At 55.7% G+C, this 23,766-nt stretch carries 23 protein-coding genes; 11 read left to right on the forward strand and 12 right to left on the reverse strand.

The window, feature by feature from the left end:
* Positions 1–3 precede the first annotated feature (3 nt).
* The 5 genes from RTX96_RS10810 to RTX96_RS10830 form a co-directional block, all read right to left on the reverse strand.
* Positions 4–945 carry a D-ribose ABC transporter substrate-binding protein gene (locus RTX96_RS10810; protein ID WP_103819553.1) on the reverse strand — a complete coding sequence of 314 codons (942 nt, stop codon included), beginning with the start codon at positions 943–945 and terminating at the stop codon, positions 4–6.
* Positions 946–1,111: 166 nt separating this feature from the next.
* Positions 1,112–1,372 carry a PerC family transcriptional regulator gene (locus RTX96_RS10815; protein WP_286140692.1) on the reverse strand — a complete coding sequence of 87 codons (261 nt, stop codon included), beginning with the start codon at positions 1,370–1,372 and terminating at the stop codon, positions 1,112–1,114.
* Positions 1,373–1,445: 73 nt separating this feature from the next.
* Complete coding sequence (locus RTX96_RS10820) at positions 1,446–1,697, reverse strand: late histone H1 (protein WP_312670959.1); 252 nt, start codon at positions 1,695–1,697, stop codon at positions 1,446–1,448.
* A 184-nt stretch (positions 1,698–1,881) separates the two neighbouring features.
* Complete coding sequence (locus RTX96_RS10825; protein WP_103819551.1) at positions 1,882–2,211, reverse strand: lysozyme inhibitor LprI family protein; 330 nt, start codon at positions 2,209–2,211, stop codon at positions 1,882–1,884.
* 135 nt (positions 2,212–2,346) lie between these two features.
* A complete protein-coding gene (locus RTX96_RS10830) occupies positions 2,347–2,586 on the reverse strand; it encodes a DinI family protein (protein ID WP_103819550.1) in 240 nt (79 codons plus the stop codon).
* A 155-nt stretch (positions 2,587–2,741) separates the two neighbouring features.
* Here RTX96_RS10830 and RTX96_RS10835 point away from each other — a divergent pair, with 155 nt between their 5' ends.
* Complete coding sequence (locus RTX96_RS10835; RefSeq protein ID WP_312670960.1) at positions 2,742–3,269, forward strand: hypothetical protein; 528 nt, start codon at positions 2,742–2,744, stop codon at positions 3,267–3,269.
* 43 nt (positions 3,270–3,312) lie between these two features.
* Here RTX96_RS10835 and RTX96_RS10840 read toward each other — a convergent pair whose 3' ends face one another.
* The 4 genes from RTX96_RS10840 to RTX96_RS10855 form a co-directional block, all read right to left on the reverse strand.
* Positions 3,313–3,540 (reverse strand): YccJ family protein, encoded by a 228-nt coding sequence (locus tag RTX96_RS10840; protein ID WP_042392585.1) that lies wholly within the window; start codon positions 3,538–3,540, stop codon positions 3,313–3,315.
* A 13-nt stretch (positions 3,541–3,553) separates the two neighbouring features.
* Entirely contained in the window at positions 3,554–4,156 is a 603-nt protein-coding gene (gene wrbA / locus RTX96_RS10845; protein ID WP_103819548.1) for an NAD(P)H:quinone oxidoreductase, read from the reverse strand.
* Positions 4,157–4,592: 436 nt separating this feature from the next.
* Positions 4,593–6,104 (reverse strand): lysine--tRNA ligase, encoded by a 1,512-nt coding sequence (lysS, locus tag RTX96_RS10850; RefSeq protein ID WP_312670961.1) that lies wholly within the window; start codon positions 6,102–6,104, stop codon positions 4,593–4,595.
* 125 nt (positions 6,105–6,229) lie between these two features.
* Positions 6,230–6,760 carry a helix-turn-helix domain-containing protein gene (locus RTX96_RS10855; protein WP_103819546.1) on the reverse strand — a complete coding sequence of 177 codons (531 nt, stop codon included), beginning with the start codon at positions 6,758–6,760 and terminating at the stop codon, positions 6,230–6,232.
* A gap of 188 nt (positions 6,761–6,948) precedes the next feature.
* On the opposite strand from RTX96_RS10855, the gene RTX96_RS10860 reads away from it, so the two are divergent.
* The 5 genes from RTX96_RS10860 (at position 6,949) to RTX96_RS10880 (ending at position 12,390) form a co-directional block, all read left to right on the forward strand.
* The gene (locus RTX96_RS10860; protein WP_103819545.1) at positions 6,949–7,188 is read left to right on the forward strand and encodes a transcriptional regulator; all 240 of its coding nucleotides are present in this window, start codon (positions 6,949–6,951) and stop codon (positions 7,186–7,188) included.
* A 131-nt stretch (positions 7,189–7,319) separates the two neighbouring features.
* Positions 7,320–8,639: a putrescine-ornithine antiporter gene (gene potE, locus RTX96_RS10865; RefSeq protein ID WP_103819544.1), complete on the forward strand. Its 1,320-nt coding sequence runs from the start codon at positions 7,320–7,322 to the stop codon at positions 8,637–8,639.
* A gap of 10 nt (positions 8,640–8,649) precedes the next feature.
* Positions 8,650–10,791, forward strand: coding sequence for a lysine decarboxylase (gene cadA / locus RTX96_RS10870; protein ID WP_312670962.1), 2,142 nt, complete (start codon positions 8,650–8,652; stop codon positions 10,789–10,791).
* A 321-nt stretch (positions 10,792–11,112) separates the two neighbouring features.
* Positions 11,113–11,304 carry a general stress protein gene (locus tag RTX96_RS10875; protein WP_042392600.1) on the forward strand — a complete coding sequence of 64 codons (192 nt, stop codon included), beginning with the start codon at positions 11,113–11,115 and terminating at the stop codon, positions 11,302–11,304.
* A gap of 168 nt (positions 11,305–11,472) precedes the next feature.
* Positions 11,473–12,390, forward strand: coding sequence for a DMT family transporter (locus RTX96_RS10880; RefSeq protein WP_103819542.1), 918 nt, complete (start codon positions 11,473–11,475; stop codon positions 12,388–12,390).
* 10 nt (positions 12,391–12,400) lie between these two features.
* Here the strand turns inward: RTX96_RS10880 and RTX96_RS10885 are convergent, their stop codons facing one another.
* Both RTX96_RS10885 and putA read right to left on the reverse strand, forming a co-directional pair.
* Positions 12,401–12,796 carry a lysozyme inhibitor LprI family protein gene (locus tag RTX96_RS10885; RefSeq protein WP_103819541.1) on the reverse strand — a complete coding sequence of 132 codons (396 nt, stop codon included), beginning with the start codon at positions 12,794–12,796 and terminating at the stop codon, positions 12,401–12,403.
* A gap of 98 nt (positions 12,797–12,894) precedes the next feature.
* Entirely contained in the window at positions 12,895–16,857 is a 3,963-nt protein-coding gene (putA, locus tag RTX96_RS10890) for a trifunctional transcriptional regulator/proline dehydrogenase/L-glutamate gamma-semialdehyde dehydrogenase (RefSeq protein WP_312670963.1), read from the reverse strand.
* A gap of 420 nt (positions 16,858–17,277) precedes the next feature.
* On the opposite strand from putA, the gene putP reads away from it, so the two are divergent.
* From putP to efeB, 4 genes are all read left to right on the forward strand, one after another.
* The gene (gene putP / locus RTX96_RS10895) at positions 17,278–18,783 is read left to right on the forward strand and encodes a sodium/proline symporter PutP (RefSeq protein WP_312670964.1); all 1,506 of its coding nucleotides are present in this window, start codon (positions 17,278–17,280) and stop codon (positions 18,781–18,783) included.
* A 229-nt stretch (positions 18,784–19,012) separates the two neighbouring features.
* Positions 19,013–19,846 carry an iron uptake transporter permease EfeU gene (efeU, locus tag RTX96_RS10900; RefSeq protein WP_312670965.1) on the forward strand — a complete coding sequence of 278 codons (834 nt, stop codon included), beginning with the start codon at positions 19,013–19,015 and terminating at the stop codon, positions 19,844–19,846.
* Between the two features lie 52 nt (positions 19,847–19,898).
* Positions 19,899–21,026: an iron uptake system protein EfeO gene (gene efeO / locus RTX96_RS10905; RefSeq protein ID WP_312455973.1), complete on the forward strand. Its 1,128-nt coding sequence runs from the start codon at positions 19,899–19,901 to the stop codon at positions 21,024–21,026.
* 2 nt (positions 21,027–21,028) lie between these two features.
* A complete protein-coding gene (efeB, locus tag RTX96_RS10910; RefSeq protein ID WP_312670966.1) occupies positions 21,029–22,312 on the forward strand; it encodes an iron uptake transporter deferrochelatase/peroxidase subunit in 1,284 nt (427 codons plus the stop codon).
* A 256-nt stretch (positions 22,313–22,568) separates the two neighbouring features.
* Here efeB and RTX96_RS10915 read toward each other — a convergent pair whose 3' ends face one another.
* Positions 22,569–22,709, reverse strand: a complete 141-nt coding sequence (locus tag RTX96_RS10915; RefSeq protein WP_312455975.1) for a hypothetical protein — start codon at positions 22,707–22,709, stop codon at positions 22,569–22,571.
* Positions 22,710–22,813: 104 nt separating this feature from the next.
* Between RTX96_RS10915 and phoH the strand changes: the two genes are divergently transcribed.
* Positions 22,814–23,602 carry a phosphate starvation-inducible protein PhoH gene (gene phoH, locus RTX96_RS10920; RefSeq protein ID WP_181016605.1) on the forward strand — a complete coding sequence of 263 codons (789 nt, stop codon included), beginning with the start codon at positions 22,814–22,816 and terminating at the stop codon, positions 23,600–23,602.
* Positions 23,603–23,766: the final 164 nt, after the last annotated feature.

Here is a 23,766-nt window from a genome sequence, read left to right on the forward strand (position 1 = left end):
GCCTTACTCGCTGAGTTTAAACATGTTAAGTTTTTTAGCGTTTGACTCATCGATCAGGACGCAATCCATCAGCTGCTTTTCGTCTTTCTGCGCTTTACCGTTTTTCAGGAAGTAGTCCGCCTGAACAACGGCCATCTGCGCCTGCTCCCAGCCCGGCTGCAAAACGGTAGCTTTAATATTGCCTTTGTTAATAATGGAGTCGCGGGTGTAGTCGCTGCCGTCGAAACCGACGACGATAACATTCGTCTTACCGGCGGCCTTCAGCGCGGCCTCGGCGCCTAACGCCATCGTGTCGTTACCGGAGATCACGCCGACAATATCCGGATTGGTTTGCAGAATGGCTTCCATACGGTTGAACGCTTCGGTCTGGCTCCAGTTGGCGGTCTGCTGCGCCACCATCTTCATGTCCGGGTAGTCGTCAAGAATGTCGTGGTAGCCCTGGGAGCGGACGCTGGCGTTGGTATCCGACTGGCGACCCAGCAGCTCGACATAGGTGCCTTTACCGTTCAGAAGCTTGGCGAATTTCTCAGCTCCCAGCTGTGCGCCCTGGTAGTTATTAGAGACAATCTGCGCCACGGCGATGCCGGTTTTGTTAATTTCACGATCGATCAGGAAGGCCGGAACGCCTGCGGCCTTGGCTTTTTCCAGCGGCCCGACGGTAGCATCTGCTCCCGCATTATCGAGAATGATCGCTTTTGCCTTACGGGCAATGGCGGTCTCAATCAGCTGGTTTTGCTTATTCACGTCATCATCATGCGAGGCGACAAGGGTGGTATAACCCAGCTCTTTGGCTTTCGCCGCCGCGCCGTCGGCCTCCGCTTTAAAGAAAGGGTTGTCGTGGGAAGGGGTAATGATGGCGATCAGTCCGTTATCAGCAGCAAACAGCGAACCGGAAGCAGCAATCATCGAAGCGAGTAGGACGGATTTAACAAAGGTAGCGTTCATCGTTTTCTCCACATTGAATATTTATTCAATAATGATTTATTATTCATGTTAACGATAAGGCCGAGTTGTTAAACTGTCTACGGTTTGCGCAGGTAATTTCTTAAAAGGAGAAAAGGATCACGGTCTGTAGGTCGAGCGGCGGGAAGCAGGAGAGGGGAGCAAACTGCTACTTTATCGCCAGCAACATGCGGTGACGCTTATGGCATTTTTGGCCGCCCTCACTTCCTGCGGCACTGCTTGCCATCCGCAGGCAGGCTTCCCGGCGCAGAGCAATGCGTTCACGCGCGCGATCTGTTTCCACGCGATCGAAAATATGTAGCCAGCGGGTGGCTGCCCGACGCCAGAGGCCTGCACGCTCAAGCGCTTCGGCAATACCGTCGTTCAGCAGCATGGCTTCGGTTACCGTTGAAGATTCAATATCGGACATAGTTAATGGCTGTTTTCTGTCATGTCGACCGGTAAGAAAGCGCGGCGGGGAAACCCACCGCGTAAAGATGGGCTTACTTTTTAGCCGCGTTTTTAACGTTAGCTTTCGCGTTATCGCAGGCGGACTGATTTTTAGCACAGGCATCTTTCGACGCCTGGGCCTGCTTTTGCGCGGTGGCTTTGGCTGTAGATTTGGCCTGAGAGCACTGCGTTGGGTTATCCTGGCACGCGGATTTTGCGTTAGCGGCAACCTGACCATTCGCTGCGCTGGCCGCACCGCAAACCAGTAACGTACAGGCACCCAGCATCATTGCTAATTTTTTCATCATACTACCTTTCATTAAAGACCTATTACGGTAAGCACAGTCAGGCTGTGCTGCTTTTCCTTACGGTAGTGATAATACGTGAATATTGCATCCAATAATTTGGCTAATTAATTTCAGCGAGTAACAATATGCCAGTACTTTTTAATACTGTTACTTTTCTGGAAAGTATTAACCAAAAGTTTATCTAAAGAGGCTTATTAATAGAATCATACATAGCATTGAGCTGCTGTAAACGGCTATTGTAGGCGTGGGTCAGACAGGTAATATCGCCGCCGCACTGGCGTCGATTTTTAAGCCATGCCTGCTGGGCGTCCTGCATATCACCCTGTACGCCCATAGCAAACAATCCGCGTAGAAGGTGGTATGTTGTTGTCATTTCAACATCTTTGTCATTCAGGGAGGGAGTAGCGCAAATCGCCTTTTCGTCCGCAGCTTTCGCTTTCGTGCAATCGAAACTGGCGGCGCAGGCCGTGAAGGAGAGTAGAAGGGCAGCGATCGTTAATATCGATTTCATATCTCTTGTTTCCGTCTGAAAGATAATGCCTGGCGGTGTATAAATAAATGAGGTTAATATTATTTGGGTAGTGAATATTTAAATCTCTTCTGTGTACACGAGTATGACACATATAAAAAAACCGCCGAAGCGGTTTTATTCTGCCACAAGCCACATGTCGGCCTCTTCAAACATCTCTTCCAGCATGCGGTTCAGTTTCTCTCTGTCGCTTTTACTGGCGTCGCTGTTTAGCCCGTTAGCCTGCATCGGTTTAACGCGCACCTCAGCGTCCGGGAAGATGCGGTGAACCCGGCGCGTTAGCTCGTCCAGGATAATTTCACGCGCGCCCGGCAGCCCGGCCACGTTTCGCTTGTCATACACTAATTCAACAAACACACATCTACCCTCGAAGCCTGGTTATATATACAGGCGTTACTATAGAAGGCTTGCCAGCCAAGGTAAAGCAAAATACATCGCTTTCGGGTTGCGCTTTATCACGTTCATAGTTAAAGCTTTAATGGCGGTTTTAAGCATGTACAGGAGCAATACTGATGAAAATTGTTTGTCTTGGGTGGGGATCGCTGGTGTGGAAATCTGGCGCGCTGCCGGTAGCGGGTGAGTGGCAGGCTGATGGCCCGGAACTGCCCATCGAGTTTACGCGCGTCAGCGACGGCGGGGAGCTGGCTACCGCCATCTGCATTAACGCAACGCCTGTTCCGGTGCTTTGGGCGACCCTTGCCACCCACTCTCTCAGCGAGGCTTGCCAGGCGCTGCGCGAGCGGGAGGGGATCCCGGAGGAGCGGGTGGATGGAGTTGGATCGTTGACCCTCTCTCCTCAGTCATCTGGGCTGCTCGCCGACTGGGCGCGGCCTCGCGGCATCGATGCCCTTATCTGGACGGCGCTCCCGGCACGCATTGATGATATTGAGGGCAAAGTCCCGACGCCAGAAGCGGCAATCGCTTATCTGCGGACGCTAACGGGAGAGGAGGGGGAACATGCGAAAAGCTATATTCAGCAGGTACCGGAACAGATAGATACGCGCTATCGGCGAGAAATCAGAACGGCATTAGGCTGGTAGGAAATGAGCTACCCCCCCTGCTTAAGCAGGGGAGGCATGGGGATCAGACGTTTTTACGCTCAATGGTTTGTTCACCCCAGAACAGTGAATCCGCATCGGTTTTCTTAAAGGCACGAATCAGTACTTCATCGTTTCCCTCTTCCCAGATCTGCTCTGCCAGCTTCTCGTCATAGTTGGCAACTTCAAAAATGGCTTCGGCAATTTCTGGCGAAGTATTACGGATACTTGCCCATTCGCCGACGTGATGAGCTTTTGCTTCCTGATTTGGCATCTTACTTCTCCTGTTAGGGTTTATCTTTTAACTTAACGGTCAGTCCAGCCACATATTCACCCTGATAGCGGGCAATGGCTAACTCTTCCTCGCTGGGTTGACGGGAGCCGTCTCCACCCGCAATGGTCGTCGCGCCGTATGGCGTACCGCCGCGTACTTCAGAGATGTCAAACAGCTCTTTTGTGCCATAGCCGATAGGCACAATTACCATCCCATGATGTGCAAGCGTAGTCCATGTCGAGGTAATCGTGTGTTCCTGACCGCCGCCCGTACCGGTGGAGCTGAATACGCTGGCGACTTTGCCGTAGAGCGCACCGGACGCCCACAGCCCACCTGTCTGGTCAAAAAAGGTACGCATCTGCCCGGACATGTTACCGAAGCGCGTTGGGGTGCCCACGATAATGGCGTCGTAATCGGCCAGCTCCTGCGGGGTAGCCACCGGGGCTGTCTGCGCCTTACCGCCCGATTTTTCGAACAGCTCCTGCGGCATGGTCTCTGGTACGCGCTTAACGACCACCTCGACGCCCTCTACCTTTCCTGCGCCCTCAGCCACGGCCTGCGCCAGGGTTTCAATGTGCCCATACATGGAATAATAAAGAACCAGAACCTTTGCCATCTGTTCACTCCTCGGTTGCCATTGGGTATATTTAAAGATATGCCGTCAGGCTGAGAGTGCAAATCGGATCGCGCTTATTTTGCAAAGGGATTAGCTCGCCACAGCCGAAAACTAATCCCTAACATAGAGAAGAAAAGCAATTTATTGTGTCATTTTCTGTAACAAATTGACCGCGTGCGCTTCCGAACGGGTTCGATATTTAATATCAATATCCAGTGTAAGGTTTGATGATAAATTCAACACCGTTGTCTGGCCATAACACTCCATATTACTGCTGAGGAGATCGCCAGATAATACCTTGCAGCCGGTTAAGGTGGTAGCAAGCGTAAATTCCCCCTTTTCATTAAGCGTACAGAGGCAGCCGGTATTGACGTTGTAGTGGATAATAATGCTGCACAATTCACTCCTCCTGTTGAGCGTATTTATTGATAAATAACTACTGTTTAACCGGACGCAGCGCCGGGAAAAGGATCACATCGCGAATGGAGGGGGCGTTAGTGAACAGCATTACCATGCGATCGATACCAATACCGAGCCCGGCGGTGGGGGGTAATCCATATTCAAGCGCCGTTACGTAGTCCTCATCATAGAACATCGCCTCGTCATCTCCTGCCTCTTTCGCCTTCACCTGCTCTCTAAAACGCTCGGCCTGATCTTCGGCGTCGTTAAGCTCGGAAAAGCCGTTGCCAATCTCTCTACCGCCAATGAAAAACTCAAAGCGATCGGTGATGTCCGGATTGGCGTCGTTTCTACGCGCTAGCGGGGAGACCTCCGCCGGGTACTCGGTAATGAACGTAGGCTGAATAAGCTGCTTCTCAGCGACCGTATCGAAGAGTTCGGTGATGAGGCGGCCATGTCCCCAGCCCGCATCAATCTCAATGCCTAAGCGGTCGGCGAGACTCCGCGCCGCTTCCAACGACGCCAGATCCGCAGGGACAATACCGTCGCCGTAGCGGAGGATCGCGTCGGTCATGGTCAGACGGACAAACGGCTGGCCAAAATCAAACGTCCAGTCGCCGTAGTGAACAGTTGTGGTGCCTAATACCGTCTCGGCAACGTGCCGGAAGAGCGATTCGGTGAAGGTAATAAGGTCGTTGTAGTCGGCATAGGCCTCATACATCTCCATCATGGTGAATTCTGGATTATGGCGGACTGAAATGCCCTCATTGCGAAAATTGCGGTTGATTTCGAATACCCTTTCGAAGCCGCCCACCACCAGCCTTTTTAGATAGAGCTCAGGTGAAATACGCAGGTACATCTGCTGGTCAAGCGCATTATGGTGGGTCATGAAAGGCCGGGCAGAAGCACCGCCGGGAATGGGCTGCATCATCGGCGTCTCTACTTCCAGAAAGCCGCGCGCCTGCATAAACGTGCGAATGGCGCTAAGGATCTTCGAACGAGTCACAAAGGTTTGGCGTGCGCTGTCGTTGACGATCAGGTCCAGATAGCGCTGTCGGTAACGCATCTCACGATCGGCTAAGCCATGAAACTTATCGGGAAGCGGCCGCAGGGCTTTGGTCAGCGGCACGAGCCGCATAGCGCGTAGAGTGAGCTCGCCGGTTTGGGTCTTAAACAGCGTGCCCTCGACGCCAATAATATCACCTAGATCGCAGCGCTTAACGTGCTGCTGATAGGGCGACTCACCCAAAGAGGACTGGGCAGCATAGACCTGAATTTTTCCGCCGCAGTCCTGCAGAACCAAAAAGGCCGCTTTGCCCATGAGGCGGCGTGACATTACGCGACCGGCTATGGCCACCTGAATATTTTCAGCCTGTAGCGTAGCGCTTTCACAACCCCCATAGCGCTTATAAAGCTCGTCTGCAGTTCTGTTCCGGCGAAAATCGTTTGGGAAAGCGATGCCCTCCGCACGTAGCTGCGCCAGTTTTTCGCGGCGCACTTCCCGTTCGCCCGTTACCGCGTGTTCAAACACTGCTCTCTCTTCGCTCATAGCCCCTCCTTGTGTATCGCTGTTTTCACAACAATCTACGGCCAGGCGCAAGGCAAAAGCAAGCGTTTTATCTAATAAGAGATCAAAATGATCTTAATTGGGGTTAGCAGAGCCTCTAATAAGCATCATGCGGATGCCTCGCGCCTGATCTTATCGATAATCAACATCGCCTCATGCATAAACCGGTTCTTTTCGCTGGTGGAGAGCGAGGCAATATGCCGCGCCAGCGGGCCGAAGATCTCGGCATGGCTCATGATCCCCTGCACGCCCTCTTTATGAATAACGCGCAGCAGCGCCTCACGCTCGCTGTCGTCGAGCGATGAATAGACCATAGACCAGGCGAACTGCAGCGGATCGTCAACCGGCCTGGACGTAGCATGCCACCGGGCCTCATTCTCGCTCAGGGCGCGGGGTGTACGCTGGGTGCCGCCGTACGCCAGCCACTCCAGGGAGACATTCTCCCGTTCGGCAATTTTTATTGCCACATTAAAGGAGGGGTCGGTTCCGCGGCTGATGTAGTTATTCAGCGTGGAGTAGGGTAGCTGCCACTCTTCAGCGGCCGCCCGGGTACTGCGGCTGCCAATCAGGAGTCTTAGCCTGTCCGCCAGCGTCTCTTGCCCGGCTGTACGGTAAGAAATTGTCTCTTCGCCTTCCATTGTTAGTCCATCCGCGACGGTTTAGGTAGTCTGATCTTCATAGAGACCACAAAACGAGTTTAGAATCACAAATTCTTCAAATAACGCTTTTATTCATCTCAAAAGAGATCAATGATACGCCCACGTTAACACCTGGTGATTAACGTTCGGGATTATCCCATAGGGTTGAACAAGAGGTTAGATGAATTATGAGTAAAGTTGAAGCCACGCAGGCTGACTGGTGTCGTATCGACATTGTCGCCGCGCTTCACAAGCGCGGCTACTCAATTCGGGAGCTGTCGATTCAGGCCGGTCTCAAACCGGACACCTTAAAAAATGTGCTCTCACGCGCCTACCCAAAAGCAGAACGCATTATTGCCGACGCGATTGGTGTAGAACCCGCGCAGATCTGGCCCAGCCGTTATGCCAGGCAGAAGGATACGCACTGACAGAGGCACCCGCTGGCGAACTATAAACAACGCCGTGCCATGAATATTTCAGCGCAGTAAAAAACGCATTATCAACAGGACAGTAATTAAATATTACTGGCAATCTATTTTTATATCTGTAAGAGGGCATTATGAGTCAGCCTGGAAATAAAATGGGTGTGCTTCAGCTCACCGTATTAACAGCCGTTAATATGATGGGGTCGGGAATTATTATGCTGCCGACGAAATTAGCTGAAGTAGGAACAATATCTATTCTGTCGTGGTTCGTCACGGCGTTGGGATCGCTGGCGCTAGCCTACGCTTTCTCTAAGTGTGGCCTGTTTAGCCAAAAAAGCGGCGGCATGGGCGGCTATGCAGAATATGCATTTGGTAAGTCCGGAAACTTTATTTCTAACTATACCTATGCGATTAGCCTGTTAATTGCCAATATTGCCATCGCCATTTCTGCGGTAGGTTACGGCAGCGATCTTCTCGGCGTGGTTCTCTCGCCGGTGGGGGCATGCATGGCGACCATCGCGGTTATTTGGGTGACCACAATCTGTAACTTTGGCGGGGCAAAAATCACCGGGCGTATTGGCTCCGTGACCGTCTGGGGCGTGATTATCCCGGTTGTTGGCCTGAGCATTTTCGGCTGGTTCTGGTTTAAACCTTCGCTCTATATCAGTGCATGGAACCCTAACCACAGCAGCTTCTTCTCCGCAGTCTCTACCTCCATTTCAATGACGCTCTGGGCGTTTTTAGGTCTGGAGTCAGCCTGCGCGAATATGGATGCGGTCGAGAACCCGCAAAAGAATGTCCCTATCGCCGTATTTGGCGGCACGCTGGCCTGCGCCGTCATCTATATCCTGTCGACGAATGTCATCTCCGGCATCGTGCCTAACGCCGACCTGCTCAACTCCACCGCGCCTTTTGGTCTGGCGTACGCCAGCATGTTTACCCCCTTCGTCGGGAAAGTGGTGATGTTGCTCATGACCCTGGCCTGTATCGGTTCCCTGTTGGGGTGGCAGTTTACCGTGGGCCGGGTTTTTAAATCCTCGGCGGATATCGGTTATTTCCCGCCTATTTTCTCCCGCGTCACGAAAGCCGACGCGCCCGTTGTCGGCATGATCGTTCTCGGCATTATCCAGACGCTGCTGGCATTAATGACCATTAGCCCCTCCCTGAATAAACAGTTTAACAGCCTGGTTAATCTGGCGGTTATTACCAACCTTATCCCCTACGTCCTCTCAATGGCGGCGCTTATTCCCATGCAGCGCCTGGCAGAGGTCACCAAATCCCAGTTCAGAATCAACGCCTGCACCGCCCTGATCGGCACTGTCTACAGCTTCTACGCCCTCTATGCCTCTGGAGAGGAGGCGATGATGCTCGGCGCGCTGACCACATTTGCAGGCTGGTCGTTCTGGGGAATTTTTATTGATAAGCAAGATAAACACACTCTGATTACTAAATAAGGATATTAAAATGAAAACCATAGCAATAATGAATCACCCTGGCGTTATTTTTAAAGAGACCGCACTGCAGGAGCTGAGCAAGCGCTTAGGTGCAATGGATTTCCGTATTCTCTACCCTGAGGATGCAGACGATCTGCTGGGGCTCATTAACAATAACGCCAAAATCTGCGGCGTGATTGTTGACTGGGATAGCTACAACCTCAGTCTGACCCAGCAGATAAGTGCTCTCAACGATCGTCTCCCGATGTATATGTTTGCCAATAAGAACAGCGCACTCGATCTTACGCTGCGTGACCTGGATGCGAATATTCATTTTTTTGAGTATGCGCTTGATGTTGCGTGCGATATTGCTAATAAAATCCAGCAGGTTACGGAAGCCTACTACGATAAAATTCTGCCGCCGCTCACAAAGGCGCTCTTTAACTATGTGAACGCGGGGAAATATACCTTCTGTACGCCCGGCCATATGTCAGGAACCGCATTTCAGAAAAGCCCGGTGGGTAGCCTGTTTTACGACTTCTTTGGTGCCAACACCATGAAGTCGGATATCTCGGTATCGGTGACGGAGCTGGGGTCGCTGCTGGATCACTCCGGTCCGCACAGAGAGGCAGAGGAGTATATCGCCCGTACCTTCAATGCCGAGCGGAGCTATATGGTGACCAACGGCACCTCCACGGCCAACAAAATTGTTGGCATGTACTCTGCTCCGGTGAAAAGCACAGTGCTGATCGATCGCAACTGCCATAAATCCCTGACGCATTTGCTGATGATGAGCGACGTTACGCCCATCTACCTACGGCCTACCCGTAATGCCTTTGGTATTCTGGGGGGTATTCCGCAGAGCGAGTTTTCACGTGTCTCAATTCAGCAGAAGGTGGACGCAACGCCGGGAGCCAGCTGGCCGGTGCACGCGGTGATCACTAACTCTACCTACGACGGCCTGCTCTATGACACCGACTTCATTAAGCAGAACCTTGAGGTGAACTCGATCCACTTTGATTCCGCATGGGTGCCCTATACCAATTTCAATCCTATCTATAAAGGGCTGTGCGGTATGAGCGGCGAGCGCACAGAGGGCAAGGTGATCTATGAAACGCAGTCGACACATAAGCTGCTGGCGGCATTCTCCCAGGCGTCAATGATCCACATTAAAGGTGACTTCAACGAGGAGACCTTTAACGAATCCTTTATGATGCACACCTCGACCTCGCCCCACTACGGTATTGTCGCCTCCATTGAAACCGCGGCGGCGATGATGGAGGGCAGCGCCGGGAAACGGCTGGTGCAGGATTCTATCGATCGCGCTATCTCTTTCCGTCAGGAGATCAAAAAGCTTCGTGCCGAGAGTGACGGTTGGTTCTTTGATGTCTGGCAACCCGAGGATATCAGCACTGCCGAATGCTGGCCGTTGAAAGGGGAGGATGGCTGGCACGGATTCAGGAATATAGATGACAACCATATGCACCTGGATCCGGTGAAGGTGACGCTGTTAACGCCGGGAATGAATAAGCAGGGAAAAATGACGGAGCGCGGTATTCCGGCATGGATCGTTTCGAAATACCTCGACTCGCACGGCATCGTGGTAGAGAAAACGGGCCCCTATAATCTGCTGTTCCTGTTCAGCATCGGCATAGATGAAACCAAGGCCTTGAGTCTGCTGCGGGCGCTAACAGACTTCAAGCGCGAGTACGACAGTAACCAGCGTATTAAGGAGATGATGCCCGCGCTCTATGCGCTCGATCCAGAATTCTATCAAGAGATGCGTATTCAGGAGCTGGCCCAGGGAATGCATGAGGTGATTGGCAAGCATAACCTACCTGAACTGATGTACCGCGCCTTTGAGACCTTACCAGAAATGGTGATGAATCCGTGGGCCGCCTGGCAGAAAGAGCTGAACGGTGACGTCGAAGAGGTGTACATCGATGAGATGATTGGCCGCGTCAATGCCAATATGATCCTGCCGTATCCGCCGGGCGTGCCGCTGGTGATGCCGGGCGAAATGCTGACGGAGAAGAATCGTCCTGTGCTGGAGTTTATTCAGATGTTATGCGAGATCGGCTCGCACTACCCTGGATTTGAGACCGATATCCACGGCGCATACCGCAAGGCGGATGGCAGATACACAATTAAGGTGCTGAAAAATAATAATTAAATTTTGCTGTTGAATCGACTGTGGCGGGTGGGTAGCCCGCCAGAGCAAGCGGGGTAACAGGCTGTTGCAAATTGACACACTTTCAGCAAGCTTAATTTCGTAAGAGATAAGAAAGGCTTATGAATTAAAAACCGCAGATGTCATGCTTTTGCCTGATATCCTGTTGCAGAATATTACTGTCCGGTGGCCGTTAACGCTGGTTGCACTAAGCTTACTTTCACGCGGCGACGAAATATCTACTCTTTATACGCCGTGAGGTGAAAGAATTCTCTTTTACTGAATGCAGTATGATGTCTAATGTATTAATTCTGGAGGTCAGAAATGGCAGAACATCGTGGTGGTTCTGGTAACTTCGCAGAAGATCGTGAAAAAGCATCAGAAGCAGGTCGTAAAGGTGGCCAGCATAGCGGGGGTAACTTCAAAAACGACCCTGAGCGCGCATCAGAAGCTGGCAAAAAAGGGGGCAAAAGTAGCCACGGTGGTGGCGGCCAGGGCGGTGGCGGTAACCGCTAGATGCCAGTACCATCGCAGCGTGAGATAAGTTAATAGTATGACCTCTCTTACGTTTGTCCCGCCGTCGGGTTCGCCCGGCGGTTTTTTTATGCCTTTTTTTCGCTAAGCCGTTGAACTGACTCTTCTGCCATCGCACACTACGGGGCTTCGTCCTGAGCTGGTGGCAAAATGACCCCGTTTTTCTCTCGCTATAAATTCTCTGTAAAGCCGCAAGAAGCACTGCTGATCCTCATCACCATGTTCTGGGGCGGTACCTTTTTGGCCGTTCAGTACGCGGTAACCCTGAGCGGTCCGCTCTTTTTTGTCGGTCTGCGCTTTGCCACGGCAGCGATCGCGGTGGCGCTGCTCTCCCTTAAGGTGTTGCGCGGTATAACCTGGCTGGAGGTCAAGGCCGGGGTGGCGATTGGTGTCTCCATCGCCTTTGGCTATGGCCTGCAAACCTGGGGGCTACAGACCATCTCCAGCAGCAAATCCGCTTTTATTACGGCAATGTATGTGCCACTGGTTCCGCTGCTGCAGTGGCTTTGCCTGGGCAGGCTGCCGGGCCTGATGTCCTGCGTAGGGATCGCCCTGGCCTTTGCCGGGCTGGTCTTACTGGCGGGGCCGGAGGGTAATATGCTGGCGATGGGGGAGGGAGAGTGGATCACCCTGGTCAGCGCGGTAGCGATTGCCGCTGAAATTATTCTTATCAGTGCCTGGGCGGGCAGGGTAGATATCCGGCGGGTGACTGTGATCCAGCTGGCTACCGCGTCGGTAGTGGCATTTGCCGCCGCGGGTCCGGCGGGCGAGGCCGTGCCGTCGTTCTCCCCGGCGCTGCTGTTAGTGGCAGCCGGACTGGGCATTTTCAGCGCAATTATTCAGGTCACAATGAACTGGGCGCAGCGCAGCGTTTCGCCGACCCGGGCAACGGTAATTTATACCGGCGAGCCGGTCTGGGCAGGTATTTTTGGCCGGCTGGCAGGGGAGCGTTTGCCGCTGCTGGCGCTGTTCGGCGGCGCGCTAATTGTGCTTGGCGTGCTGGTGAGCGAGCTCAAGCTGAGCAGAAAAAAGACGCCGTCGGCAACGGCGTCGTTAAACGAAGAGTAGCGCCGGGCAGTCAGTTAGCAGGCGGCAGCGGGCAGCTGAGATCGCCCTCTTCGCACTGCATTAGCGAGGCCAAAAAGGCTTCGCGTTCGGCGGTTTTATCGTGCAGACACTGGTTATGGATCATCGGCTGCACGCTTCCCCCTTCGGTACCGGAGGCGATCAGCGCGCAGTCGGCGTCGCGCACGCTAATCCACGTCTGCTGCGCCTTCTGCAACAGCTCGCGCTGGGGTGCGGCGGCCCGCTGCATAGCGGCCTGATAAGTCTCATTGAGCTTTTTATCCGCGGCTTGATACTGCTGCGCGGTACAGCTGTTCAGATCGGACTGGGTGCTGGCATTGTCACACTCGTCCGCCAGCGCGCCGGTACTCAGCAGTAATGCCGCGCCTGCCATAAATAGACGTTTCATTTTTTCCCCCATAAAAAAGCCGGATGCGCTGCGCTTATCCGGCCTACGGTTATAGTGTAGCCCCGGTAAGCGTAGCGCCACCGGGGAATTTTACCTCATTAACCGATTGTCATCAGGCTGGCGTTGCCTCCCGCTGCTGCGGTGTTGACGCTCAGGGAGCGCTCAAGGTAGAGCCGCTCCAGCACGATCGCCGTTTCGCCCCGGGCAAAGCCCTGTACCGAAATAATCGCGCCGTCGCGAGCAGCCACCTGCTCGCAGAGTGCCCGCAGCTGGTCTGAGTCACCGTGGTAGATCACCGCGTCAAACGCCTGAGCCAGCAGCGTATCCGGCTTCGCGAAGGTAATACGCTCCGCAACCGCCTGCGGCAGCTGTTTCGCCAGATCGCGATGCAGCCCATCTTCCGGCCACAGCACCTTGCTGCCTACTGCCAGCACCGCTGCCAGCTGCACCAGCGCATCCTGCTCGTTGTCCGCCATGCACAGCACGCTATCACGCGGCAGCAGCGTCCAGGTGTTGCGCTCGCCGGTCGGGCCAGGCAGCAGACGCTGGGTGCCGCTCTGCGCCTGCTCGCCAAACTGCTGGCAGAGCGCCACCAGCTCAGGGCGGCTGGTCGCCCAGGCACTCAGGGCCTCCAGCGGCTGGGCCAGCACGCTGCGCAGGCGGGCATCCACCGGGCGCTCTGCATCATGGCGTGCCAGAGTAATGCCCAGCGCATTTTGCGGTCGGCTTGCCAGCAGGCGGTAGAGATAGAGCGGCCCGCCCGCTTTAGGACCGGTACCGGAGAGCCCCTCACCGCCAAACGGCTGGACGCCAACGACCGCGCCGACCATATTGCGGTTGACGTAGAGGTTGCCAACGTAGGCGTTACCGGTGACCTGGGCGATGGTCTCGTCGATACGGGTATGCACCCCGAGCGTCAGGCCATAGCCGGAAGCGTTGATCTGGCGGATGGTCTCATCCAGCTGGCTGCGGCTGTAGCGCACTACGTGCAGCACCGGGCCGAAGACCTCTTTTTTCAGCTCGTCGATGCTGTCCAGCTCAATGAGCGTCGGGGCAACGAAGGTGCCGCTCTGCCACTCTTTCGCGTCCTCGCTGTTTTCCCGCACCGCCTGGAACACCGCATGGCCTTTGGCCCGCATCGCCTGGATATGGCGCTCGATAGCGTTTTTCGCTTCCGCGTCGATCACCGGACCGATATCGGTAGAGAGGCGGCCTGGGTTACCCATCCGGCTCTCGGCCATCGCGCCGCGCAGCATTTTCAGCGTGTGGTCGGCAATATCCTCCTGCAGGCAGAGCAGACGCAGCGCCGAGCAGCGCTGACCAGCGCTGTCAAACGCCGAGGCCATCACATCGACCACCACCTGCTCGGTCAGCGCCGAGGAGTCAACGATCATCGCATTCATACCGCCGGTTTCGGCGATCAGCGGCGTCGGACGACCCTGCGCATCGAGGCGCGGCGCAATGCTGCGCTGCAGCAGAGAGGCGACCTCGGTCGAGCCGGTAAACATCACGCCGCGCACGCGGTTGTCAGCGGTCAGCTGTGCGCCAACGGTCTCACCCCGGCCCGGCAGGAGCTGGACAACCCCGGCAGGGACGCCCGCTTCCCGCAGCAGGGCCACGCTCTGGGCCGCAATCAGCGGCGTCTGCTCCGCCGGCTTCGCCAGCACGCTGTTACCTGCTGCGAGGGCCGCAGCAACCTGTCCGGTAAAGATCGCCAGCGGGAAGTTCCACGGGCTAATACAGACTACCGGACCGAGCGGACGATGAGTCTCGTTGTCAAAGTCATCCCGCACCTGGCCCGCGTAGTAGCGCAGGAAATCAACGGCTTCGCGCACCTCGGCGATGGCGTTACTGAAGGTTTTACCCGCCTCACGCACCAGAATACCGATCAGCTGCTGGGTCTGATCCTCCATCAGCATGGCGGCACGCTCCAGAATGGCAGCGCGCTCTTCGGGCGGGGTGGCAAACCAGATTGGCCCGTTGTTCACTGCGCTCTCCAGCGCCTGCTCAACTTCTGCGGCGGTGGCTTCCCGGGCGTAGCCGACAATGTCCTTTGGTTCAGCCGGGTTGATAACGGCTGACATCTCGCCTTCCTCTACCGGCTGCTCCAGCAGCGGCGCGGCCTGCCAGCTGTGCAGGGCGCTGTTGAGCAGGGCAGAGGAGAGGGACGCCAGCCGGTGCTCGTTCGCCAGATCCAGCCCGGCGGCGTTAACCCGACCTTCGCCGTAGAGATCCACCGGCAGGGGGATCTTCGGATGCGGCAGGCCAATCTGTCCCTCCTGGGCCGCCAGTTTTTCAACGGCGCTTACCGGATCGGCCACCAGCTCGTCGAGGGGCAGGGTGGTGTCGGCGATGCGGTTAACAAAGGAGGTGTTCGCGCCGTTCTCCAGCAGGCGGCGAACCAGGTAGGCCAGCAGCGTTTCATGGGTGCCGACCGGGGCGTAGATGCGGCAGGGGCGGTTCAGCTTGCCGTCGGCAATATTCCCCACCACCTGCTCGTAGAGCGGCTCGCCCATGCCGTGCAGGCACTGAAATTCATACTGGCCCGGATAGTAGTTCTCCCCGGCAAGCTGATAGATAGCGGCCAGGGTGTGGGCGTTGTGGGTCGCAAACTGCGGGTAGATCAGGTTCGGTACGCTGAGCAGTTTCTTCGCGCAGGCGATATAGGAGACGTCGGTGTAGACCTTGCGGGTGTAGACCGGATAGCCCTCCAGCCCCTCCACCTGGGCGCGTTTGATTTCGCTATCCCAGTAGGCGCCTTTTACCAGACGGATCATCAGGCGGCGACGGCTGCGAGAGGCGAGATCGGTCAGGTAGTCGATAACAAACGGGCAGCGCTTCATATAGGCCTGGATCACGAAGCCGATGCCGTTCCAGCCCGCCAGATCCGGATCGAAGCAGAGTTTTTCCAGCAGATCGAGGGAGATCTCCAGTCGGTCCGCCTCTTCGGCGTCGATGTTGATCCCGATATCGTACTGGCGTGCCAGCAGGGTTAATGACTTCAGGCGCGGATAGAGTTCGCTCATCACCCGCTCATACTGCGCCCGGCTGTAGCGCGGATGCAGGGCCGACAGCTTGATGGAGATCCCCGGACCTTCATAGATACCGCGACCGTTGGAGGCTTTGCCGATAGCGTGGATCGCTTGCTGATAGGAGACCATATAGGCCTGCGCATCCGTAGCGGTCAGCGCCGCCTCGCCCAGCATATCATAGGAGTAGCGGAACCCTTTCTCCTCCAGCTTGCGGGCGTTGGCCAGCGCTTCGGCGATGGTTTCCCCGGTAACAAACTGCTCGCCCATCAGGCGCATCGCCATATCCACGCCTTTGCGGATCAGCGGCTCGCCGCTCTTGCCGATGATGCGGTTCAGCGAGCGCGAGAGGCTGGCTTCGTTATGGGTAGAGACCAGACGACCGGTAAACAGCAGACCCCAGGTCGCCGCATTAACAAACAGCGAGGGGCTGCGGCCGATATGCGACTGCCAGTTGCCGTTGCTGATTTTGTCACGGATCAGTGCATCACGGGTTGCCTTGTCGGGAATACGCAGCAGCGCTTCGGCCAGGCACATCAGGGCCACGCCCTCCTGCGAGGAGAGAGAGAACTCCTGCAGCAGGCTCTGCACCATCCCGGCGCGGCCGGTGGCGGTTTTCTGGTTACGCAGCTTCTCTGCAAGGCGGTAGGCCAGCTTCTGCGCCCGATCGGCAACCGGCTCCGGCAGGCGCGCCTGCTCCAGCAGCATCGGCACGGCGTCGGTTTCTGCACGTCGCCAGGCGGCGGTGATGGCCGCGCGGCTCACGGACTGAGGCAGGATCTGCTCGGCAAACTCCAGGAAGGGCTGATGCGGCTCATCTTTCACTACGCTGGCGTCGGCATGCTCGCTCTCTACGCCGTTGATCTGGCCCGGTAGCTCCGGCAGCGCATCACCGCTCTCGACGCGCTCAAGATAGTTAAAGATGGCCTGCTTAATCAGCCAGTGCGGCGTGCGATCGATCTGCGTCGCTGCCTGCTTAATACGGTCACGCGTGGCGTCATCAAGCTTAACCCCCATCGTGGTGCTACCCATGCATCTACTCCTCGTTATTATCGTCACTCTGTGTCGTTAGCGAGAAATATCTACCATGTTGCAACTTTGTGCAACCGTGTTAATTGTGACGCGGCCAACAAGCTGAATAATGAATGGATTGTTAACGATGATCGGACGTTAAAAAGTTGCGCTAGCACCCCTGGAAGCCAGAAACCATGCGGTACTTAACACTTTTTCACGGTGTTACCTTGTAAAGCGTGAGCGAGTGCAACCTATTAGAAAATGGTATCGTAACGGGGATGTAATTCATGTGAATGCCATGTTAAATCGATTGTGGTTAGAAATCGCTTCCGGCAGGATACGGTCGCCCAACACTACAACGACACCTTTTCCCCGTTCCGGAAAAGGTCAACGCAGCAGATATGACGTTTGCTGACGAAGAGATCTGGAGACTTTTGAATGGCAATGAGCACCCCAATGCTGGTGACGTTTCTTGTTTACATCTTTGGCATGATTTTGATTGGCTTTGTCGCCTGGCGATCGACAAAAAACTTTGACGACTACATTCTCGGCGGACGCAGCTTAGGCCCGCTGGTCACCGCGCTCTCCGCGGGCGCCTCTGACATGAGCGGCTGGCTGCTGATGGGCCTGCCGGGGGCGATCTTTATCTCCGGTATCTCCGAGAGCTGGATCGCTATCGGCCTGACGCTGGGGGCATGGATTAACTGGAAGCTGGTGGCGGGCCGTCTGCGCGTGCACACCGAAGTAAACAACAACGCCCTGACGCTGCCAGACTACTTCACTGGCCGTTTTGAAGATCGTAGCCGCGTGCTGCGCATCATCTCGGCGCTGGTTATTCTGCTCTTCTTCACCATCTACTGTGCGTCCGGCATCGTTGCGGGGGCGCGTCTGTTTGAGAGCACCTTCGGCATGAGCTACGAAACGGCGCTGTGGGCTGGTGCGGCAGCAACCATTATCTACACCTTCGTAGGCGGCTTCCTGGCAGTAAGCTGGACCGACACCGTGCAGGCCAGCCTGATGATTTTCGCCCTGATCCTCACCCCGGTGATGGTGATGGTCTCCGTAGGTGGCTTTGACGACTCGCTGGTGGTGATCAAGCAGAAGAGCATTGAAAACGTAGATATGCTCAAAGGGCTGAACTTCGTGGCCATCGTTTCACTGCTGGGCTGGGGTCTGGGCTACTTTGGCCAGCCGCACATCCTGGCACGCTTTATGGCAGCGGATTCTCACCACACCATCGTTCATGCCCGCCGCATCAGCATGACCTGGATGATCCTCTGCCTGGCCGGTGCGGTAGCCGTAGGCTTCTTCGGTATTGCTTACTACAGCAACAACCCGGCGCTCGCCGGGGCGGTAAACCAGAACGCCGAGCGCGTGTTTATCGAGCTGGCGCAGGTGCTGTTTAATCCATGGGTTGCAGGCGTGTTGCTCTCCGCTATCCTGGCGGCGGTAATGTCCACCCTGAGCTGTCAGCTGCTGGTCTGCTCCAGCGCCATCACGGAAGATCTCTACAAAGCATTCCTGCGTAAAGGCGCAAGCCAGACCGAGCTGGTATGGGTCGGACGCGTAATGGTACTGGTCGTCGCGCTGGTAGCCATCGCTCTGGCCGCCAACCCGGAAAACCGGGTGCTGGGTCTGGTGAGCTATGCCTGGGCCGGTTTTGGTGCCGCCTTTGGTCCAGTAGTGCTCTTCTCGGTCATGTGGTCACGCATGACCCGGAACGGCGCGCTGGCGGGGATGATTATCGGTGCGGTGACCGTTATCGTCTGGAAGCATTTCGAACTGCTGGGCCTGTACGAGATCATTCCAGGCTTTATCTTTGGCAGCATCGGTATTGTGCTCTTCAGCCTGCTGGATAAAGCACCGTCGGCAAGCATGCAGGCGCGCTTTGCCGAGGCGGATGCGCATTACCACTCTAAGCCGGAACCACGCGTAGCAAACTAACTGTTGTTCACGCACCGGAGCCGCTCTCCGGTGCGTTTTCTCACTTCTTCTTCACAATTTATCAACCCTCGATTCACCTTCCAGCCCGCGCCTTGGCCTGCGTAACATTCTGAGAAACTTCCGCGCAGAAATTACTTGTGTTTATTGCTGCCGTAATGATAATCACTATCATTGAAATTTACTTTTCTTTGCATCTTTTGACGCTGCTTAACATTCAAAGGCTTATCGCATGTTTGTACCATTTCTCATTATGCTGCGCGAAGGACTCGAAGCGGCGCTGATCGTTAGCCTCATCGCCAGTTACCTGAAGCGTACCCAACGCGGCCGCTGGATAGGCGTGATGTGGATCGGCGTCTTTCTCGCCGCCGCACTCTGCCTTGCTCTCGGGATCATCATCAACGAAACCACCGGGGAGTTTCCGCAAAAAGAGCAGGAGCTGTTTGAAGGCATCGTGGCGGTGATTGCCGTGGTGATCCTGACGTGGATGGTCTTCTGGATGCGCAAAGTGTCGCGCAACGTTAAGGTCCAGCTTGAGCAGGCGGTAGATAACGCCCTGAGGCAGGGCAATCATCACGGCTGGGCACTGATAATGATGGTTTTCTTTGCCGTCGCACGGGAAGGGCTGGAGTCAGTCTTCTTCCTGCTGGCGGCGTTTCAGCAGGACGTGGGTATCTGGCCGCCGGTGGGGGCACTCACCGGGCTGGCGACAGCCGTCGTGATTGGCTTTCTGATCTACTGGGGCGGTATTCGCCTCAATATGGCGGCGTTTTTCAAATGGACCAGCCTGTTTATTCTGCTGGTAGCCGCTGGGTTGGCCGCCGGAGCGATCCGCGCCTTCCATGAGGCGGGCCTCTGGAACCATTTCCAGCAGGTGGCCTTCGATCTCAGCAATACCCTGAGCACCCACACGCTGTTTGGCACTCTGCTGGAGGGCATCTTTGGCTACCAGGAAGCGCCCAGCGTTAGTGAAGTGGTGGTCTGGTTTGCCTACCTTATTCCGGCGCTGGTGATGTTTATGCTGCCGCCGCGCCCGGGGGCACAGATGTCTCCCGGTGCCTCCTGATATTAATTGATAGCGACAATAGTAGTTACAACATACTTTTAAGGGAAAGGTCATGGCAACGCATTTTCGTCGTAGTGCTTTACAGGTTGGTATTGCCGCGCTGCTCGCCTGCGCATTCAGCGCCCAGGCGGCCGATGTTCCACAGGTGAAGGTCACGGTAACGGATAAGCAGTGTGAACCGATGAACCTCACGGTCAACGCCGGGAAAACACAGTTTATTATCCTCAACCACAGCCAGAAAGCGCTGGAGTGGGAGATCCTCAAGGGCGTCATGGTGGTTGAGGAGCGGGAGAATATTGCTCCTGGCTTTAGCCAGAAGCTGACCGCTAACCTGCAGCCGGGCGAATATGAGATGACCTGCGGCCTGCTGACCAACCCGAAGGGCAAGCTGATTGTTAAAGGCGCAGCGACGGCGGATGCGGCTAAAGGTGACGCGCTGCTGAGCCTGGGCGCTGCGATTACCGAGTATAAAGCTTACGTGACTCAGGAGATGAAGGGTCTGGTAGCGAAGACCAAAGACTTTACCGACGCGGTGAAGGCGGGTGATGTTGAGAAAGCGAAATCGCTGTATGCTCCAACGCGTCAGCACTACGAGCGCATTGAGCCGATCGCCGAACTCTTCTCTGACCTCGACGGCAGCATCGATGCCCGCGAGGATGACTACGAGCAGAAGGCTGCCGATCCGAAATTCACCGGCTTCCACCGCCTCGAAAAAGCGCTGTTTGGCGATAGCTCCACGAAGGGCATGGAGCAGTATGCTGACCAGCTGAATAGCGACGTGCTGGAGCTACAAAAACGCATCAGCGAGCTGGCCTTCCCGCCGTCAAAAGTGGTCGGCGGTGCGGCTGGGCTGATTGAAGAGGTCGCGGCCAGCAAGATTAGCGGCGAAGAGGATCGCTACAGCCATACCGACCTGTGGGACTTCCAGGCTAACGTTGACGGTGCGCAGAAGATTGTTGATCTGCTGCGTCCGCAGCTGCAGAAAGGCAACGCCGAGCTGCTGGCGAAGGTGGATGCTAACTTCAAGAAAGTTGATACCATCCTCGCGAAATACCGCACCAAAGATGGCTTTGAAACCTATGACAAACTGACCGACGCCGATCGCACGGCGCTGAAAGGACCGATCACCACCCTGGCGGAAGATCTGGCCCAGCTTCGCGGTGTACTCGGACTGGATTAAGCATGACAGAGCATGATGAGCACGGCGTGAGCGAGCCTTCACGCCGCCGTTTACTGAAGGGCATGGGCGCGCTGGGTGGCGCCCTGGCGCTGGCGGGCGGCTGTCCGGTAGCCCATGCGGCAAAGCCTAAAAGCGCTCCCGGCACCCTGTCGCCGGATGCGCGGATGGAGACCCAGCCGTTCTATGGCGAGCATCAGGCAGGTATTCTGACGCCGCAGCAGGCTTCGATGATGCTGGTCGCGTTTGACGTGCTGGCCAGCGACAGATCGGAGCTGGAGCGGCTGTTTCGCCTGCTGACCCAGCGGATTGTCTTTTTAACCACCGGCGGGCCTGCGCCAGATACGCCTAACCCGCGTATGCCGCCGATGGACTCCGGTATCCTCGGCGGCTTTATTGCCCCGGATAACCTGACCATCACCGTCTCGCTGGGGGCATCGCTGTTTGACGACCGCTTTGGCTTAGGCCCGCAGCGCCCGGCGAAGCTGGAGAAGATGACACGCTTTCCCAACGATTCGCTGGATGCAGCCCTGTGCCATGGCGATCTGCTCCTGCAGATCTGCGCTAACACCGGGGATACGGTGATCCACGCCCTGCGCGATCTCATTAAATACACGCCGGATCTGCTCAGCATCCGCTGGAAGCGGGAGGGGTTTATCTCTGACCACGCGGCACGCAGCAAAGGGAAAGAGACACCCATCAACCTGCTGGGCTTCAAAGACGGCACCGGTAACCCGGACGGTCAGAACGGCGCCCTGATGAAGCGCGTGGTGTGGGTTACGCCTGACCAGCAGGAGCCAGCCTGGACGGTGGGCGGCAGCTATCAGGCGGTGCGCATTATTCAGTTTCGCGTCGAGTTCTGGGATCGCACGCCGCTCAAGGAGCAGCAGACCATCTTCGGGCGTGACAAGCATAGCGGCGCCCCGCTGGGCATGCAGCATGAGCATGACGTGCCGGACTATGCTCGCGATCCCGACGGGGAGGTCATCGCCCTCGACAGCCATATTCGTCTTGCCAACCCGCGTACGCCGGAGACCGAGGTTAATCTGATGATGCGTCGGGGCTACAGCTACTCGCTGGGGGTAACCAACTCTGGCCAGTTAGATATGGGCCTGCTGTTTGTTTGCTTCCAGCACGATCTGGAGAAGGGCTTCCTGACCGTGCAGAAGCGGCTCAACGGCGAAGCGCTGGAGGAGTACATCAAGCCGATCGGCGGGGGCTACTTCTTTGCTCTACCCGGCGTGAAAGATCCGCAGCACTACCTGGCTCAGCCGCTGCTGGAGGCGTAGCCTGCGCTCCTCTGTCCTGCGGGGCAGGGGAGAACTATCATTTTTTTCTATGAGCGCAGTCCTGTTATATTTTTGTAATATTAATGTCAGAAACTGGCTCCAGGTAAGAGGGCAGGCTCGTTATATTTTGGTAAATATAATGTTGCTTTTATGAAAATTTTTGTTTTACTTATATCAACAGCGGTAGTTCCCGGCAGTGAACGATTCACTATGGAGATCGCGAATGGTAAGGTCCGGCTCAGGACAATCAGAACACTCAATCCGCCATGTTCGGTGCGGGCAGCACGCCACCGATAGCGATCGTCTCACCGCCAGAATCTCCTCTTCCCTCATCAAAAAAACTGAATTTACCGACGTGGCCAACGACACAGTGGGTGGGTTTGCCGCGTCTTTTCATCAGCAAGTCATGGCTTACAAGGAAGCCAAACCTCAGACGTTCGTGCGCATAATCGTGCCGGCAGCGGCACGTGTGATGTAAACCTACAACTCAAGGTGCTATCCATGGGAAGACAGAAAGCAGTGATCAAAGCTCGTCGTGAAGCAAAACGTGTGCTGAGACGAGATTCGCGCAGCCACAAACAGCGTGAAGAAGAGTCGGTCACCTCGCTTGTGCAGATGAGTGGCGTTGAATCAATTGGCATGGCGCGGGACAGCCGTGATAACTCGCCAATTGTCGCGCGTAATGAAGCTCAGGCGCACTACCTGAATGCAATTGAGACTAAGCAGCTCATCTTTGCAACAGGTGAAGCAGGATGCGGTAAAACTTGGATCAGCGCAGCGAAAGCGGCGGAAGCCCTGATCCACAAGGATGTGGACAGAATTATCGTCACCCGTCCGGTCCTGCAAGCCGATGAAGATCTTGGCTTCTTACCCGGAGATATCTCGGAGAAGTTCGCTCCCTACTTCCGGCCCGTCTATGACGTGCTGGTCAAGCGCCTTGGAGCGTCCTTTATGCAATACTGCCTGCGGCCAGAGATTGGTAAGGTGGAAATCGCGCCGTTCGCCTATATGCGCGGACGTACATTTGAAAACGCGGTCGTGATTCTTGACGAGGCTCAGAATGTGACCGCCGCGCAAATGAAGATGTTTTTAACACGCCTCGGGGAGAACGTGACCGTGATTGTAAACGGCGACATCACCCAGTGCGATTTGCCGTCGGGCGTCCAGTCCGGCCTGAGCGATGCGCTGGCACGTTTTGAGGAAGATGAGATGATTGGCGTTGTTCGCTTTACTAAAGATGACTGCGTGCGCTCGGCCCTTTGCCAGCGAACGCTGCTCGCCTACTACTGATGAAATAGCGTGATTGCGAATGTGATCGCAAAGCCCGGGTAACCGGGCTTTGTTTTTTTGTAGGGTGGGGCAGGGTATAAAGCGTAGCCCCGGTAAGCGTAGCGCCACCGGGGGGGATTGACTCGCTTCGCTCGCCCTTCGGGCAGCCCGCTCGCTGCGCTCCC

This window comes from Pseudescherichia sp. (assembly GCF_032052675.1).
Classification (GTDB): Bacteria; Pseudomonadota; Gammaproteobacteria; order Enterobacterales; family Enterobacteriaceae; genus Pseudescherichia.

Excerpts from the sequence above, each read along its gene's own strand:
- RTX96_RS10810 (WP_103819553.1), bottom strand. The coding sequence starts at position 945 with ATGAACGCTACCTTTGTTAAATCCGTCCTACTCGCTTCGATGATTGCT.
- RTX96_RS10815 (WP_286140692.1), bottom strand. The coding sequence starts at position 1,372 with ATGTCCGATATTGAATCTTCAACGGTAACCGAAGCCATGCTGCTGAAC.
- RTX96_RS10820 (WP_312670959.1), bottom strand. The coding sequence starts at position 1,697 with ATGAAAAAATTAGCAATGATGCTGGGTGCCTGTACGTTACTGGTTTGC.
- RTX96_RS10825 (WP_103819551.1), bottom strand. The coding sequence starts at position 2,211 with ATGAAATCGATATTAACGATCGCTGCCCTTCTACTCTCCTTCACGGCC.
- RTX96_RS10835 (WP_312670960.1), top strand. The coding sequence starts at position 2,742 with ATGAAAATTGTTTGTCTTGGGTGGGGATCGCTGGTGTGGAAATCTGGC.
- RTX96_RS10840 (WP_042392585.1), bottom strand. The coding sequence starts at position 3,540 with ATGCCAAATCAGGAAGCAAAAGCTCATCACGTCGGCGAATGGGCAAGT.
- wrbA (WP_103819548.1), bottom strand. The coding sequence starts at position 4,156 with ATGGCAAAGGTTCTGGTTCTTTATTATTCCATGTATGGGCACATTGAA.
- lysS (WP_312670961.1), bottom strand. The coding sequence starts at position 6,104 with ATGAGCGAAGAGAGAGCAGTGTTTGAACACGCGGTAACGGGCGAACGG.
- RTX96_RS10855 (WP_103819546.1), bottom strand. The coding sequence starts at position 6,760 with ATGGAAGGCGAAGAGACAATTTCTTACCGTACAGCCGGGCAAGAGACG.
- RTX96_RS10860 (WP_103819545.1), top strand. The coding sequence starts at position 6,949 with ATGAGTAAAGTTGAAGCCACGCAGGCTGACTGGTGTCGTATCGACATT.
- potE (WP_103819544.1), top strand. The coding sequence starts at position 7,320 with ATGAGTCAGCCTGGAAATAAAATGGGTGTGCTTCAGCTCACCGTATTA.
- cadA (WP_312670962.1), top strand. The coding sequence starts at position 8,650 with ATGAAAACCATAGCAATAATGAATCACCCTGGCGTTATTTTTAAAGAG.
- RTX96_RS10875 (WP_042392600.1), top strand. The coding sequence starts at position 11,113 with ATGGCAGAACATCGTGGTGGTTCTGGTAACTTCGCAGAAGATCGTGAA.
- RTX96_RS10880 (WP_103819542.1), top strand. The coding sequence starts at position 11,473 with ATGACCCCGTTTTTCTCTCGCTATAAATTCTCTGTAAAGCCGCAAGAA.
- RTX96_RS10885 (WP_103819541.1), bottom strand. The coding sequence starts at position 12,796 with ATGAAACGTCTATTTATGGCAGGCGCGGCATTACTGCTGAGTACCGGC.
- putA (WP_312670963.1), bottom strand. The coding sequence starts at position 16,857 with ATGGGTAGCACCACGATGGGGGTTAAGCTTGATGACGCCACGCGTGAC.
- putP (WP_312670964.1), top strand. The coding sequence starts at position 17,278 with ATGGCAATGAGCACCCCAATGCTGGTGACGTTTCTTGTTTACATCTTT.
- efeU (WP_312670965.1), top strand. The coding sequence starts at position 19,013 with ATGTTTGTACCATTTCTCATTATGCTGCGCGAAGGACTCGAAGCGGCG.
- efeO (WP_312455973.1), top strand. The coding sequence starts at position 19,899 with ATGGCAACGCATTTTCGTCGTAGTGCTTTACAGGTTGGTATTGCCGCG.
- efeB (WP_312670966.1), top strand. The coding sequence starts at position 21,029 with ATGACAGAGCATGATGAGCACGGCGTGAGCGAGCCTTCACGCCGCCGT.
- RTX96_RS10915 (WP_312455975.1), bottom strand. The coding sequence starts at position 22,709 with ATGAAAAGACGCGGCAAACCCACCCACTGTGTCGTTGGCCACGTCGGT.
- phoH (WP_181016605.1), top strand. The coding sequence starts at position 22,814 with ATGGGAAGACAGAAAGCAGTGATCAAAGCTCGTCGTGAAGCAAAACGT.